The 15,108-nt window shown below is 72.3% G+C and carries 12 protein-coding genes; 8 read left to right on the top strand and 4 right to left on the bottom strand.

The window, feature by feature from the left end:
• The first annotated feature begins 29 nt into the window (after nt 1–29).
• The gene (locus Mam01_RS12440; RefSeq protein ID WP_117408698.1) at nt 30–242 is read left to right on the top strand and encodes a ubiquitin-like protein Pup; all 213 of its coding nucleotides are present in this window, start codon (nt 30–32) and stop codon (nt 240–242) included.
• 98 nt (nt 243–340) lie between these two features.
• Here Mam01_RS12440 and Mam01_RS12435 read toward each other — a convergent pair whose 3' ends face one another.
• The 3 genes from Mam01_RS12435 to Mam01_RS12420 all read right to left on the bottom strand — a co-directional run bounded on the left by Mam01_RS12435 (nt 341) and on the right by Mam01_RS12420 (nt 6,956).
• Nucleotides 341–2,146, bottom strand: coding sequence for a phosphatase PAP2 family protein (locus tag Mam01_RS12435; RefSeq protein ID WP_204285516.1), 1,806 nt, complete (start codon nt 2,144–2,146; stop codon nt 341–343).
• 108 nt (nt 2,147–2,254) lie between these two features.
• Nucleotides 2,255–5,773 (bottom strand): glycoside hydrolase family 38 N-terminal domain-containing protein, encoded by a 3,519-nt coding sequence (locus Mam01_RS36575; RefSeq protein ID WP_239101249.1) that lies wholly within the window; start codon nt 5,771–5,773, stop codon nt 2,255–2,257.
• Nucleotides 5,733–6,956 carry a Gfo/Idh/MocA family protein gene (locus tag Mam01_RS12420; protein ID WP_239101248.1) on the bottom strand — a complete coding sequence of 408 codons (1,224 nt, stop codon included), beginning with the start codon at nt 6,954–6,956 and terminating at the stop codon, nt 5,733–5,735. Before Mam01_RS12420 ends, Mam01_RS36575 begins: the two co-directional genes overlap by 41 nt.
• A gap of 371 nt (nt 6,957–7,327) precedes the next feature.
• Between Mam01_RS12420 and prcB the strand changes: the two genes are divergently transcribed.
• From prcB to Mam01_RS12395, 5 genes are all read left to right on the top strand, one after another.
• Complete coding sequence (prcB, locus tag Mam01_RS12415; protein WP_204285672.1) at nt 7,328–8,143, top strand: proteasome subunit beta; 816 nt, start codon at nt 7,328–7,330, stop codon at nt 8,141–8,143.
• 21 nt (nt 8,144–8,164) lie between these two features.
• The gene (prcA, locus tag Mam01_RS12410; RefSeq protein WP_239101247.1) at nt 8,165–9,001 is read left to right on the top strand and encodes a proteasome subunit alpha; all 837 of its coding nucleotides are present in this window, start codon (nt 8,165–8,167) and stop codon (nt 8,999–9,001) included.
• Nucleotides 9,002–9,193: 192 nt separating this feature from the next.
• Nucleotides 9,194–9,880: a hypothetical protein gene (locus tag Mam01_RS12405; RefSeq protein ID WP_204285515.1), complete on the top strand. Its 687-nt coding sequence runs from the start codon at nt 9,194–9,196 to the stop codon at nt 9,878–9,880.
• Nucleotides 9,881–9,949: 69 nt separating this feature from the next.
• Entirely contained in the window at nt 9,950–11,308 is a 1,359-nt protein-coding gene (gene pafA / locus Mam01_RS12400; RefSeq protein WP_150934758.1) for a Pup--protein ligase, read from the top strand.
• 71 nt (nt 11,309–11,379) lie between these two features.
• Nucleotides 11,380–12,342, top strand: a complete 963-nt coding sequence (locus Mam01_RS12395; protein ID WP_150934759.1) for an FKBP-type peptidyl-prolyl cis-trans isomerase — start codon at nt 11,380–11,382, stop codon at nt 12,340–12,342.
• A gap of 138 nt (nt 12,343–12,480) precedes the next feature.
• Here the strand turns inward: Mam01_RS12395 and Mam01_RS12390 are convergent, their stop codons facing one another.
• The gene (locus Mam01_RS12390) at nt 12,481–13,368 is read right to left on the bottom strand and encodes a chitosanase (RefSeq protein ID WP_275408963.1); all 888 of its coding nucleotides are present in this window, start codon (nt 13,366–13,368) and stop codon (nt 12,481–12,483) included.
• Between the two features lie 73 nt (nt 13,369–13,441).
• On the opposite strand from Mam01_RS12390, the gene Mam01_RS12385 reads away from it, so the two are divergent.
• Together Mam01_RS12385 and Mam01_RS12380 are read left to right on the top strand one after the other, a co-directional pair.
• A complete protein-coding gene (locus Mam01_RS12385; RefSeq protein ID WP_204285514.1) occupies nt 13,442–14,143 on the top strand; it encodes a helix-turn-helix transcriptional regulator in 702 nt (233 codons plus the stop codon).
• A gap of 14 nt (nt 14,144–14,157) precedes the next feature.
• Nucleotides 14,158–14,649, top strand: coding sequence for a DUF3291 domain-containing protein (locus Mam01_RS12380; protein WP_204285513.1), 492 nt, complete (start codon nt 14,158–14,160; stop codon nt 14,647–14,649).
• The last annotated feature ends 459 nt before the right edge of the window (nt 14,650–15,108 follow it).

Here is a 15,108-nt window from a genome sequence, read left to right as displayed (position 1 = left end):
CGTCCCCCCGAGCAGCGGAGGTGTCAGGGATGGCGACCAAGGAAACCGGCGGCGGCCAGAAGCAGACTGGCCGCCAGGAGAACGAGGTCGAGGAAGTCGAGGCGCAAGCGTCTTCGGACGTGCAGGAGCGCCACGAGAAGCTCACTGACGATGTCGACGCGATCCTGGACGAGATCGACGAGGTCCTGGAGGAGAACGCGGAGGAGTTCGTCCGCTCCTACGTGCAGAAGGGCGGACAGTAACCCAGGGGGGAGACGTCTGGGCCGGTGGCGGCGCCCGGAGCTTTCCGGTCGCCGGCCGCCGCGCCCCCGATGTGCCGGCCGGGCGACAGCCCGGCCGGTCACACGCGTCGGCTGTCGGGCGTATCGCACTGTGCCGGGCGGGCGGTGTCGAGCGGCCGGTGCGGCCGGTCGCGGAGCAGCACCCACCACGCCGCGGCGACCCACGGAAGCGCAAGCAGCGCGCTCGCGAGCACGCCTACGGGGTGCTGCGTTCCACGATAGATCTGCGACAGGGCGCACAGCAGCGGGACGAGCACCGCCGCCACGCCGGCCGCCAGTCGCCATCCACGGCGTGTCGTAGCGCGCCGGACCAGGACCACGATCGCCGTGAACAGGGCCACCACGCCGGCGACCTGGCTGGAGGGGAAACCTGACGCGAGCGGCGGCCATGACTCGTGCACGGCGATCGCCAGGTCGGCCGCCGGATCGCCGGGTGGCACGACCGGCGGGCTGGTGGGCGGGACGATCGTCAGGTCGCCGGGCAGCTGGACCGGTGTGGCGGGGTGGGAGCGGCCGACCGCCGCCGAGGCGGTGAGGAACAGGGCCAGTTGCCCCACCGTCACCACGAGCAGGAACACCGCCGGCCATGGGCGCCGCAGTACGGCCAGGGCGAGAGCGCAGGCCGCGAGGGTGCCGACGAGGATCCACGGAGCGCCGCCGATCCGGCCGCCGAACGCGGCCACCGCGTCGAGCACAGGGGTTCGCAGGCCGGCGACCCACCGGACGACCGTGTGATCGGCGACAGCCAGGACCGTGCTCCCAGACGCCTTCGTGAGCAGCAACCCGGTCCCGAACAGCGCCCCGAGGACGAGCACCCAGGCCGTCAGCGCCTCCGCCGCGACGCGCCAGGGATGGGACAGCGGCTCCCGGGGCAGCGGCTCCCGGGGCGGCGACTCCTGGGGCGGCGACTCCTGGGGCGGCGATTCCTGGGGCAACGGCTCCCGGGGCGGCGACTCCTGGGGCAACGGCTCCCGGGGCAGCGGCTCTCGGGCCCCGTCGGGGCCGGGCCGCAGGGCCGATCCTTCACCCGGCCATTTGCCGGGCCGGGCGAGCGGGACCGGCCCTTCTCGTGGCGCCCGAAGTGACGCGGGGTCATCCGGCGGGAGCGGTCCTTCGCTCGGCCGAGGTGGCATCTCCGGCTCGGGATACGGAACCGGTCCCTCACCCCGCTGCGCGCCGTGCACGGGCTCCGGTCGCCAGGGCCGGAAGGCCGCGGCGGTGATCCAGAGCCAGACCAGCCCCAGAAGCCAGCCGCCGATCACGTCGCTCAGATGGTGCACGCCGAGCGCGACGCGGGTGAAGCCGACGAGCACGACGAGGGCGGCGACGGCCGCGACGGCGAGGGCACGTGCCCGCCGGGGCGCGAGCGGCGCGAAGACCAGCAGGAGCACACCGTAGGAGACCAGGGAGCTCATCGAGTGGCCGCTGGGGAAGCTCATCCCGGTCGCCGTGGCCACCGGCTCGGCCACGACGGGACGCAGCCTGCCGATCAGCAGCTTCAGCACGGGGTAGAGGATCAACGCGCCCAGCGACGTGGCCACGACGTAGGCGGCCGGCCGTACCTCGCGCCGGACGAGCAGGAACACGGTGGCCAAGGCCAGCACACAGGTCAGGACGGTGCCGCCGCCGAAGTCGGTCAGCGTCCCGAGGACGTCCAGGACGAGTGTGTCGCCGGCCACCAACTGGTTGAGGTCGTCGGTCACGGCCCGGTCGGCGGCGTACAACGGCTCCCACCGGCCGGCCACCAGACCGGTCAGCAGTGCGAAACCGGTGCCCGCCAGGGTCACCACCGCCAGTCCCGGCGCGCCGCGGAGAGTGAAGTGTTCAAGACGGCCCTGCTCCAGGCGGTGCGACCGGTCCAGCATGCCCTCCTCCTGCCCCACTGGTGCTCGTCGGTGCCTCAAGGCGAGTGAATATCTCCACTACCCGGGCCGGGCCGGAAGAAAAACCGCAGTACGAGCGAGTACGGCTGCTCAGTCCTCCGACAGGTGGATCGTGGCGATCTCGAAGGGCCGCAGGGGGAGCCGTACGCATCCGTCCCGCACCGGGAGCGGGTCCACGGGGAAGCCCAAAGCGTCGGCCGTCCAGGCGGCGGTGAAATCGCCCTGTACGACCGCTTCGGTGGCCGTAGGGTGCTCGGCCACCAGGCGGGCCTCCAGCCGTCCGTCCCGCTCGCGCAGCGCCGCCATCACCACCCCCTCTCCCGACACCGAGAGCGCCGGTCCACGGTCCGGCGGGGCCGCACTGCCGGCGCCGCTGCCCGGTACGGCGAGCAGATCATGGCGGAACTCCTCCGCGAGTCTCGGCAGCCCCGCCTCGTGCCACTCGCCCGCGTACGGCAGGACGGCGAAGCGCACCGACAGCGGCCCCTGGCACTGGGCGGCCGGAGCCGGCATCTCGGGGCCCGCCGGCTCGTCCCGGTAGGGGTTGCGGTTCCTGGACAGGTAACCGACGGACCGGACCAGCGTCACCGCCATCTCCGTCCCGTCCCCGGTGATCTCATACTCGCTGACGTGGTCGAGCAGCACGGCCAGGCCGCCCGCGGCGGCGAACGACTCCGCGGGGAAGACCGGGATCGGCCGCTCGCCGCCCCCGCCCTCGGCGGTCAGGCCCCGCCGCACCACCGCGAACTGCCCCTCCGCGTACGACTCCGCAGCCGCCCGAGGCAGCGGCGCATGCCAGCGGACACGGTGGTCGCGGCAGCGCACGTCCATGCTGATCTCGCACCGCGCGAACGGCTCGCCCGCCCGCAGTTCCACCCGCGTGGTCACGACCGTACGGACGTCCTCGCCGCCGGATCGCTCAGTGCCGCCGCCGAATCGCTCGGTGCCGCCGGACCGCTCGGGCCCGCCCCCGGTCGCGGCCGGCCAGTCGTACGCCCGGACGATCTCGTACACGCCGGTGAGCGGGCCCGAGCAGATCTCCTCGACGGAGACGTCCACGGGCCGGTCGAGCAGCCGGTCGATCGGTGGTGGGGCGTAGTTGTAGGTGTCTCCGACGTCCCCGCCGTGGACGACCCGCCCGACCCCGTGGACCTCGGTGCCGTCGGCGGCGAGCAGCGAGAGCGTGCCGTCGCCGGCCACACACACCCGCAGCAGCCCGTTGTCGAGCACCGGCTCGAAGCCGTACGGATCGACCCGCAGCGGATGCGCCACGGCAGCCGGCCCCGCGGGCGAGGCGGCTTCCCCCGGAACGGCGACTCCGTCAGGCGCCGTGGGTTCTGCGGGCTCCCTGGCTTCCGCGGGCTCCCTGGCTCCCGAAGGCTCTGGGGCGTCGGTGCGGAGGGCGGCGTCGTCCCGCTCTCCGGCGGGCGCGGGGGAGCCGGAGGTGAGGACGGCGCGGCCGAGCGGCGGCACGGTGACGAGCGCCGCCACGGTGACGACGGGTTCGGCCACCGTGCGGACGACCCAGAACCCCGGGCCCGCCTCCAGGATCGCCCGCCGCAGGTCCTCATAGGAGTGATGGCCGGAGGCGTGACGGCTCACGGTCACGGTGAAGACGCCGCCCGCCGCGTCCCAGGAGACGATCTCGTGGCCGTAGAGCTCACGCTCGTGGATCCGTCCGAGGAGCAGCCGCAGGTCGTCCATGACCGTCTCGTCGAGCAGCGTGGGCGCGTGCCCGAGCCGCTGGAGCGGGACCGGGCGCCCCGCCGCGTCCACCAGCCGGGCGCGGCTTTCCGGCAGGTCGGCGAGCACCAGGCCGGTCCGCTCGAACGGTGAGGGGTTGACGACCACGAGGGAGCCCTTCGGCGCCGCCCCGGCGAGCGCGGCGGAGACGAGGTCCACGACCGCCTGGGCCGTCTGCCCGGCCTCCGCGATCCTCGCCGCCACCTGGAGGGCGGTCTCGTCGGAGCAGCATCCCGTGACGGAGTCGTGCCCGCTTGAGGTGATGATCGCCCGCCACGCCATGTCCAGCAGCCGCTGCACGGGAGCGTCTCCGGGAGGTTCGTGGCGGGGGCCGAGGGACCTCGCGCGTGCAGCGCACCCGGGCGGCCGTTCCTCGTGCGCATGGCCAGCGGCGTGGGGTCTGGACGGCGGCCTCGTGAGCCACAGCGCGGACAGCGGCTCGGCGTAGCGGACGAGGGTCCGCTCGGCCCGCGCCATGGCCTGCTTGAGCGGGACACGCGCCGAGATCACGCCGGGCAGGATGTTCGCCCGCGCGTGCGAGCGCAGCTCACCCCGGACCCGCGGCGCCACCGGGCCGTTTCCACCGGACCGGCCGTCACCCGCGGCGTCCGGGCGACCACCCGCGTACGCACGGCCGCCCGCTTCCGGAGGGTCGCCCGCTTCCGGGTGCGGGCGCTCCCACCCCGCCCGGCGCCCTGGCCCGTCTTCCGGACCCTGTCCCGGCCCCTGTCCCGGCCCCTGTCCCGGCCCGTGGTGAGGTTCGTGGGGAGGCTTGTGCTCCGGCTTGTCGCCGAGCGCCGGTGCGAGGCCGTCGCCGGCGAGAGCCTCGGTGAGGGTCGCGACACGCAGCCCGGACGTGGTGACCTCCCGGACGGGGGCAGAGTGGTCGCCGCCGCACATCGCGAGCAGGCTTCCTCCCGTCGCCCAGCCCTCCATGGAGGCGGCGAAGGCGGCCACCCGGTCGGGGAGGCCCTCCGGCGGGCCGGTGAACAGGCCGGACGCGTTGCCGTACCCGCCGGGCAGATATCTCGTCCTGATCGCCGTGCCGTCGGCGCCGGTCCAGTCGAAGACGTCGCGGTCCACGCGGGCCGGCACGCCGCGCCACAGGCAGGCCCGGCGCAGCCCGGCCAGCGCCAGCATCTGCGGCATCTGCGCGCAGTGGCCGAACTGGTCGGGCAGGTAGCCGACCGGCATCGCCCCGCCGAGCGCGGCGGCGCCGCGCATGCCGTACTCAAGGTTGCGCAGCAGGGTCTCGCCCGAGCACAGGAACTCGTCGGCGAGGATCAGCCAGGGCCCGGCGGCCAGCCGTCCCTCGGCCACGAGACGCGCGACGTCGCCGCGCCGCGACGGCCGGAGCTCCAGGTAGTCCTCGATCGCCGTCAACTGGCCGTCCATCGTGAACCGGTAGGCGGGATCGGCCGCCATGGCGTCCAGGACCTCGTCGAGCACGCGCACCAGCCCGGCCCGGAACCGCTGGAAGGGGAGATACCACTCGCGGTCCCAGTGTGTGTGCGGAACCACCACGATCTCCGGGTCCGCGCCCGATCCGTTCCCCGAGGGCACGGGTTCCGCCGCGCCGGCCGTGGCGGGGACGGCCGGGGGTTCGGGGTGGCCCGTGCTCGTGGCCCGCGGCGCGGAGCCGGTGGCGGCTGGGGCGGGTAGGGGCTCGTCCGCGTTCCCGTTCGCGGGCCGGAGGTCGGCGTCGGTGGGCGCGGGATCGGATTCGTCCGCGTTCGCGAGCGCAGACGCGGCATCGGCGGGAGCGGGTTCGTCCGCGTTCGTGGGCTCTGGCGCGGCGTCGGTGGGCGCGGGGGCGGCGGGGGGTTCAGGGTCGGCTGACGCGCTCCTCGGCGTGACCGGCTCCACTCGCGCCCTCCTCGGCGTCGCTGCTGTCGGCGCCCCCGGCGGTCGCCTCCGGGGGAGCGCCCGTGGTCTCGCCCGCGCACTCTCCGGCGATGGGGATGCCCGCCCACCGGGCGTACCGGTGGACGATCCGCTGCGCCGTGACGATATCTTCCAGGGCCCCGTCCAGTCCGGTGAGTGGACGTTCGTCCTGGGTGACGAACCGGTGGAAGGCGAGAAGCTGCCGCTCGAAGGACTCCGCGACGTCCTCGTGGACGATCGTCCGCTCGGTGGTCCCGACCCGGCAGGCGACCGTCAGGCGGGTGGGCGCGTTCAGCAGGTACGGCGAGGGGAAGCGCAGCTCCATCGAGCCGTGCTCGTGGTGCAGCGTCACGATCTCGTGGTAGGCGGGGTAGCTCGGCAGGTGGTGCCAGCGGACGCCGTACCTGCCGGAACTCCCGGCGGGCAGGGTCCCGCTCAGCTCGACCGACGGCGGGAAGACGTCGGGAGGCCACACGGCGACGTGGTCCACGGTGTCGGGCGACCCGGTGAACAGCCGCATGAGCGACAGTTCGTGACAGAGGCTGCCCAGCACGACCTCGGCGTACAGCCGCCGCAGCCGCTCCGACGACGTGCCGAGCGCGGCGGTGAGCGCCGCCTCGTCGGCCTCGGCGTAGGGGGCGGCCCGCTCGGGCGCGGGCCGTCCGCGGCGCACGCGGGCGAACAGCAGCTGGGAGTCCTCCGACGGATGCAGCACGGTGGCGTCCAGGTGGCGGACGACGTCCGGCCCGCCCGCCTCGTGCAGCGCCTCCAGCAGCCGCTGGGAGGCGGGGTCGTACTGCTTCATGTAGGCGACCATCAGGCGGTCGCCGGGCAGGCCGTCCAGCTCGGCGCGGCTGTAGGCGAGCGGTTTCTCGGCCAGCACCCACAGACCGCGTTCGAGCGCGGCCCGCACGAGCGCCCCGTGGGACCCCGGCGTCAGCACGAGCACCGCGTCGAACCCGCCGGACCCACCGTCGGCGAGCATCCTCGCCGGGTCGTCGTACGCCGGTGCGCCGGCCTCCCGGCCGACGGCCTCGGCGAGGTCGCGGTCGAGGTCGCAGACGGCGGCGATCCGGAACAGGTCACGCCGTCGCGCCAGCAGGGGCAGGTAGACGGCCTGCGCGATCACCCCCAGCCCGGCGATGCCCACCTTCACCGTCTCCACGTCGTCACCCTCCCCGGCTCGGCGCCCCGTGTCTGAATTCCCGTGTCTGACGTCCCGTGTCTGATGTCCGGCGTCCCGTGCCCCTGCACCTTCCCCACCGGCGGCGGCGCACAACCTCACCCTCCCCGCGCGCTCCTCCCGCACGCCCTTTCCGTACACCCTGACGTGCGGACACACCGGTCCAGGCGGACGAGCGCCACCGCGTAAAGAGAGGGTCCGGCGAACGAGCCGGGGTCGTGGACCGGCGCGCCGGTTGATCTCGGTTCGCGCTGAGCTGATCGGGAAGAGTGCAACCAGTGCGCCTACCTGAGTAGGGTCGGGCGTAACAACGCATGCTTGGAGGGAGTCGCGTGGCATCTCAGCCGGCCTGGATGAACAGCCTCTTCATAGATACGGGGTCGTCGTCGTTCACCGAGTTCCTCGGCGCGCACGCGCCGAACCTGCTGCCGACCCGCGCGCAGACGCTGGCGGCCCCGGTGGGCGAGCAGATCCCGCACGCGACCACCATCGTCGCGGCGACCTGCGAGGGCGGCGTGGTGATGGCGGGCGACAGGCGGGCGACCTCCGGGAACATCATCTCGCAGCGGGACATCGAGAAGGTGTTCCGCACCGACGACTACTCCTGCATGGGCATCGCGGGCACGGCGAGCCTCGGCATCGAGGTGGCCCGCCTCTACCGCGTGGAGCTTGAGCACTACGAGAAGCGGGAAGGCCGCTCGCTGTCCACGGAGGGCAAGGCGCACCGCCTGGCCACCATGATCCGCGAGAACCTGGCGATGGCGATGCAGGGCCTGGCGGTCGTGCCGCTGTTCGCGGCCTACGACCCGGCCCGCGACGGCGGCCGGATCTTCAGCTACGACGTGGGCGGCGGGCCGTACGAGCAGTTCGGCTACCACTCGATCGGCTCGGGCTCGATCTTCGCCCGGGGCTCGCTGAAGAAGCTGTACCGGGAGAACAGCAGCGCGCAGGACGCCGTCCTGGCCTGCCTGCACGCGCTGTACGACGCGGCGGACGACGACTCCGCGACGGGCGGGCCCGACGTCACGCGGCGGATCTGGCCCGTCGTGTCGGTGATCACCGCCGACGGCTTCCGCCGCCTGCCGGACGACGAGGTCGCCGAGTTCGTCGAGTCGATGCTGGAGACGCGGATGGCGGCTCCAGAAGGCCCGACCGCCCCGCTGCGCTAACCCAAGAGAGGATCACCCCCGGTGTCCATCCCCTTCGGAGGATATGCCTCACCCGAGCAGATCATGCGGGACAGGGCGGAGTACGCCCGCAAGGGCATCGCCCGAGGCCGCAGCGTGGTCGTCATGCAGTACGCAGACGGCATCCTGTTCGTGGCGCCCAACCCGTCCAGGGCGCTGCACAAGATCAGTGAGATCTACGACCGCATCGGCTTCGCCGCGGTCGGGCGGTACAACGAGTTCGAGTCGCTGCGGCTCGCCGGCATCCGCTACGCCGACATCAACGGCTACACCTTCAACCGCAGCGACGTCACCGGGCGCGGCCTGGCCAACCTGTACGCCCAGCACCTCGGCATGATCTTCACCGAGTCGATCAAGTCGCTCGAGGTCGAGATCGTCGTGGCCGAGGTCGGCGACGGGCCCGAGGACGACCAGATCTACCGGCTCACCTTCGACGGCTCGGTCTTCGACGAGCAGGGCATGGCCGTGATCGGCGGCCAGGCCGAAGCCGTGGCGGGGCGGCTCAAGGAGCGCTACCAGGAGGGGCTGCCGCTGCCGCGGGCGCTCGACGCCGCACTGGCCGCCCTCACCGAGCCCGGCGGCGAGCGTCCGCCCGCGACGCAGCTCGAGGTCGCCGTGCTCGACCGGGCCCGGGAGCACCGCAAGTTCCTGCGCCTGACCCCCCCGCGCCTGGAGCGGATCCTGCGGGAGAGCCGGGAGGGCGGAGGAGGAGCCGCGGGCGAGACGCCCGCGGACGACGCCACCGCCGAGCACGCCCCCGACACCACTCCCGCGGTGCCGCCGCCCACGGCTCCGCCGATCGCCCCCGAGGGCGACATCGACACGGGTTCCGGCGAGTAGGGTCCTGCTCGCCGTACGCGCGGCGGCGCCGCGTCCCCTCCCCGGGGGCGCGGCGCCGCCGCGTCTCCAGCCGCCTCGGGGATCCGGCGGCCTCAGGGATCGGGCGGCCTCGGGAATCTGGGCTGTCTGGGATCGGGCCGCCTCAGGGATTCCGGCTCAACCAAAGCCCTGTTTCGGTAGTCTCATCCGGTTGTGACGACATTTGATCTTTTCCGGCGTGCGGGCCTCCCGGCCGCCGCCGTCGCCCTCCTGTCGCTGACCGCCTGCTCCGGCTCCTCCGGCGCCACGGCCACGGCCACCGCCACGGTGACCGTGACGGCCCCGGCCTCCCCGGCGGAGCCGTCCAGTAGCACCCCGGAGGTCTCGCAGAGCCCCGGCACGGCGGACACCCCCGAAGCCACGGCCACGACCCCCACACCCCGGAAGACGGAGAAGGCCGGTCCGCCGATCACCGCCGCGACGCCGAACATCTTCGGCGAGACCTTCCAGTCGGACCCCGGGCACGACTTCACCAAGGGCCTCAGCCCGAGCAGGGACGGCGTGCTGCGCGGGCAACTGGTCACCATGCAGGACGAGAACGTGGCGGAGTACCGGCCGATCAAGTTCGTGCCGGAGGTCGGCGGCAGCACGAACGGCCACTTCGAGGGGCCGCCCGAGGGCGACGTGATGGCCTTCGCCGCGCCCCTCGCGAAGGACGTCGTGTTCCTCAGCGCCGTCGGATGCAAGGGGAACGACCAGACCATCAACAGCCGTTATGTGGGCACGCAGCGCTGCCCCCGGGACAAGCTGATCCTCCGGGCCGACGCCGGTGACCTGCGGGCACTCATCACTGTGCGGAGGAGTCAGATCGTCAAGGTGGTGGAGATTTACGCCCCCTGAGCCCGTCGCCGCCGCATTCCCCCGCCTGATCACTGTTCGGCCGCCGGTTCCGGGGAATAGGGTGAGGTGATGGATCGACGCATATTCGGGCTGGAGAACGAGTACGGCGTCACCTGTACGTTCCGCGGGCAGCGGAGGCTGTCGCCGGACGAGGTGGCGCGGTACCTGTTCCGGCGAGTGGTGTCCTGGGGCCGATCGAGCAACGTCTTCCTACGCAACGGCGCACGTCTCTACCTGGACGTGGGCAGCCATCCCGAGTACGCCACCCCTGAGTGTGACAACGTCGTGGAGCTGGTGACCCACGACAAGGCGGGGGAGCGGATCCTGGAGGGTCTCCTCGTGGACGCCGAGAAGCGGCTCCGCGAGGAGGGCATCGCGGGAGACATCTACCTGTTCAAGAACAACACCGACTCGGCCGGCAACTCCTACGGCTGCCACGAGAACTACCTCGTGGGCCGGCACGGGGAGTTCGGGCGGCTGGCCGACGTCCTGATCCCTTACCTGGTGACGCGGCAGATCATCTGCGGCGCGGGCAAGGTGCTGCAGACCCCGCGCGGAGCCGTCTACTGCGTCTCTCAGCGGGCCGAGCACATCTGGGAGGGCGTCTCCTCGGCGACCACCCGGTCCCGGCCGATCATCAACACCCGCGACGAGCCGCACGCGGACGCCGAGCGGTTCCGCCGCCTGCACGTCATCGTGGGCGACTCGAACATGAGCGAGACCACCATGCTGCTCAAGGTCGGCGCCACCGACCTGGTGCTGCGCATGATCGAGGCCGGAATCGTGATGCGGGACCTGTCCCTGGAGAACCCGATCAGGGCGATCCGGGAGGTGTCCCACGACATGACCGGGCGGCGCCGGGTGCGCCTCGCCAACGGCAGGGAGGCGTCGTCCCTGGAGATCCAGCAGGAGTACCTCACCAAGGCGCGCGACTTCGTCGACCGCCGAGGCGGGGACGAGACCGCCAAGCGGGTGCTGGAGCTGTGGGAACGCACGCTGCGCGCGGTCGAGACCGGCGACCTCGACCTCGTCTCGCGGGAGATCGACTGGGTCACCAAGTACCAGATGATTGAACGTTACAGGCAGAAGTACGACCTGCCGCTGTCCTCGCCCAGGGTGGCGCAGCTCGACCTCGCCTACCACGACGTCCACCGCAAGCGCGGCCTGTTCTACCTCCTGCAGAAGAGGGGAGCGGTCGAGAGGGTGGCCGACGACGTCCGGATCTTCGAGGCCAAATCGGTTCCGCCGCAGACCACGCGGGCCAAGCTGCGCGGAGAGTTCATCCGCAAGGCGCAGGAGAAGCGGCGTGACTTCACCGTTGACTGGGTCCACCTGAAGCTCAACGACCAGGCCCAGCGGACGGTGCTGTGCAAGGATCCGTTCCGCAGCGTGGACGAGAGGGTCGACAAGCTCATCGCGGGTATGTGATCTCTTACACCGCTCTGACGGCGGGTTCGGGTAGCCTGGCCCGGACCCGCTGTCTGTTTGAGGATTCCCATATGCGCCGTCGTACGGCACTCGTCGCCGCCCTGCCTCTCCTGCTCGCCGCCGCCTGCGGAACCGCGCAGAAGAGCACGTCCACCGCGAGCCCGGCCTCCAGCGGCCAGGCGGCCGCCTCGGCCATCAAGGTGACCGGTGAGGCCGGCCAGAAGCCGACCCTGACCTTCCCCTCGGGCAAGCCCTCTCTCACCTCGGCCTCTATCAAGGTGCTCGAGGGTCAGGGGACGCCCGCCGTGGACGGTGACGTCCTCACCGCGAAGGTCACGGTCTACAACTGGGACGGCAAGGAGAACAAGGCGGCCGGTTCCGACTACGACCAGGGCAAGTCGGAGTTCGTGACGGTCAGCCCGCAGCTGCCCAAGGCGCTGCACGAGGCGCTGGTCGGCGCCAAGCCCGGCGGCCGGGTGATGGCCGTGGTCGCCAAGGACAACCTCTCCGCCGACCAGGTCACCCAGGCCAAGCAGCAGGGCCAGGACTTCGACAGCACCTCACAGGTGCTGGTCATCGACGTCGTCTCGGCCACGCTGAAGTCGGTCCAGGGCACCGCGGTCGACCCGGGGGTCACCGGCGTCAAGCTGGACGGCTCCGCCGGCGACAAGGCCCCGGGCCTGACCACCAAGACCAGCGAGAAGGCCCCGAAGAAGCTCACGGTCAAGACCGTGATCAAGGGCGGCGGCCCGGAGGTGAAGGCCGACCAGACGGTCCTCGCCCACTACGTCGGCAAGATCTGGGGCACCGACAAGAAGTTCGACTCCAGCTGGGACCGCGGCCAGCCCGCGACGTTCGCCCTCAACCAGGTCGTCAAGGGCTGGGCGCAGGGCCTGACCGGCGTCCCGGTCGGCAGCCGCGTGCTCCTGACGATCCCGCCGGACCTCGGCTACGGCAAGAAGGGCAACGAGCAGGGCGGCATCAAGGGCACCGACACCCTCGTCTTCGTCGTCGACGTCCTCGGCGCCGCCTGACCGCACCCCGCCCCGGCCCCGCCCGCGCGCCGGGCGGGGACACCGGCCGCGTGGGTGCCTTCGTCTCGCCGGAGGCACCCGGCGGCCCCGCCAGGTCCGGGCCCGTGGCCGGCGGATCAGCGACGAATCAGCGACGGATCAGCGGGGGATCTCGTAGGCGTCGCCGTAGACCTTCCAGCGCAGCGGAGGGTCGAGGTCGAGGTTGCCGCTCCTGAGGAACACCCGCTGGGCCGTGTCTACCCGGCTGGTGTCGGCGTGCGCCTCCTCGGTCCTCATCGCCGCCTTCCGGGCGTCGAGGAACGCGTTGAGATAGGTCACCTCGTCGCCGCCCTGGGCGGGGGTCCTCGCCTTTCTCATGGCCGTCCCGCGGATGCCGCCGAAGCTGACCGGGTCGGCGCCGGGACCGTGCATGACCATCGCGTCGTAGTAGACGAACTGGCCGAGGGCGCGCAGGCCGTCGGCCTCGGCCCGCGCGACGGCCGGGCCGAAGTAGACCCGGTCGCGCTCGTCGTCCTGCGCCCGCCGGAAGACCGGGTCGGCCGCGGCGGCGCGCCAGGCCTTCACGAAGCCGGGGCCGAGTCCCCGGTGCGAGTCGGTGCCGTTCACCTTCCGCAGCGCCGGCAGATATCCCGCGAGCGGGTTCCCGGGCCTGCGCCTGGTGTAGAGGCCGACCAGGCCGAGCATGTCGCCGGTGCCGGAGCAGAACCCGATGATCCCCGCCGTGTAGCCGCGCCCGTCGTCGATGTCCTCGATGTACGCGTACTGCGCCTTCCAGTCGAGTGACGAGTTCTCCGCGCTGGAGACGAGCTCCATCGCGATCTCCTTCTTCCTCGCGTCCGTGAGGCCGGTCGGCGCGGGCCGTACGGTGATCGACAGGGCGGGCCCGGGGGATGCGCCGGGGCTAGGCGCCGCGTGCGCGCCCGGCGCCGCCGTCGCGGGGGCGACGGCCGCGAGTGCGGTGACGGCCGCGAGGGCCGGCAGCAGGGCCGCCCGCCGGGGGACAGGCCTGATGAGGGGGGATTTCACGCGTGTCGCTCCGATCTCCGCCCGCGCCGGTACGGCCGCGGGAGATCCGCAGCTTACGACCTAGACTCCCGCTGTGGTGAGCGACGACCTGGAGTCGATGAGCGCGCTGGGCGATCCGGTGCGGCGGGCGCTGTACGGGTTCGTGAGCGAGCGCGGGCGGGACGTGGGCCGCAACGAGGCGGCCGAGGCCGTCGGGATCCAGCGCACGCTGGCGGCCTTCCATCTCGACAAACTGGTGGAGGCGGGCCTGCTGGAGGCGGGCTTCAGACGGCTCACCGGACGGACGGGCCCGGGCAGCGGGCGCCCGGCCAAGGTCTACCGGCGGGCGCGCGAGGAGCGGTCCGTGAGCCTGCCGCCCCGCGACTACCGCACGCTCGCGCTCGTGCTGGCCGAGACCGTCGACCTGCTGGGCGGCGAGGAGAAGGCCGAGGAGGCCGCCCGCCGGGCCGGGGAGCGCCTGGCCTCCATAGCGGCCTCTGGGGACGCCTCCGGCGAGGCCGGAGATCTCGTTGAGGTGCTGCGGGAGCGGGGTTACGAGCCGTACGAGGAGGAGGGGCGGATCCGGCTGCGCAACTGTCCCTTCCACGTGCTGGCGGAGACCCATCCGGTGCTCGTGTGCTCGATGAACCTCGCGCTGTGCCGGGGACTGCTGGCCGGGCTGGGCGAGACGGGGATCACCGCGATGCTCGACCCGCGCCCGGAGGAGTGCTGCGTCGCCTTCGGCCCAGGAGCCCCCTCCCAGAGCGCCGCCTCTTCTAAAAACAACGAAGATTGATTTAGAATCGGGGCATGCATCTCGCCCAGCTCAACATCGCCCGTCTACGGGAGCCCATCGACTCGCCCGCGCTGACCGGCTTCCTCGAGGCCCTGGAACCGATCTACCAGGTGTCGGACTCCGCGCCCGGCTTCGTCTGGCGCCTGCAGGAGGGCGATCTGGCCACGGACCTGATCCAGTACGAGGACGACCGGCTGCTGCTCGTGAACCTCTCGGTCTGGGAGTCCCGCGAGACGTTGTGGAACTTCGCCTACCGCAGCGCCCACCTCGAGGTGATGCGGCGCCGCCGGGAGTGGTTCCACCGGATGGCCGAGCCGTACATGGTGCTGTGGTGGGTGCCCGAGGGGCACCTTCCGACGGTCGACGAGGCCATGGCGCGCCTGAGCGTCCTCCGGGCCGAAGGGGCGGGCCCGGAGGCGTTCACGTTCCGTGAGTTCTACGGAGCTGTGGACCAGTGCTCCAGTGTTAACGCCGGGGGCGAAGGCCCACGCGGGAGTGCTCGCTAGGGCGCGAGCGTGCCCTGGCCTTCCGCCCGTGACCAGGGTCAGCTCACATGGGTCGTTTCTGCTGTTCGATGTAGTGCTTGAAGACCGTGAGCGGTGCGCTGCCCACGCTTCCGGCGAGGTGGCAGCCGGACCGGAAATGCCCGCTCCACGGGTATTGGCGGACGCGAGCGCTGTATCGCGGGCCTTGTGCATGAATCCCTCGCAGCGGACCTTCGCTGGGTCGGTGAAGGTCCCGCGCCGGCTTTCGTCACGCGCACCCCGTGGGCATGGAGGTGGCGGGCGCCATAGCGCTCGGCGCGTAGATCGATGTCACTCAGCGTGTGGATTCCGTCACGCGGGCGTAAGTCCGGGGATACGATCCGGGTGTGGAGGGGGCCAGGCAGGCGCGGGCGCACGTGGCGCGACTCGACCTCAGTGCCGCCCAGGTGGCGGTGCTAGATGGTCAGGCGCACACCGCCC

This window comes from Microbispora amethystogenes (assembly GCF_016863015.1).
Taxonomy (GTDB): Bacteria; Actinomycetota; Actinomycetes; order Streptosporangiales; family Streptosporangiaceae; genus Microbispora; species Microbispora amethystogenes.
Note: the sequence above shows the minus strand (reverse complement) of the source record. Positions and strands in the feature narration are given on the sequence as shown.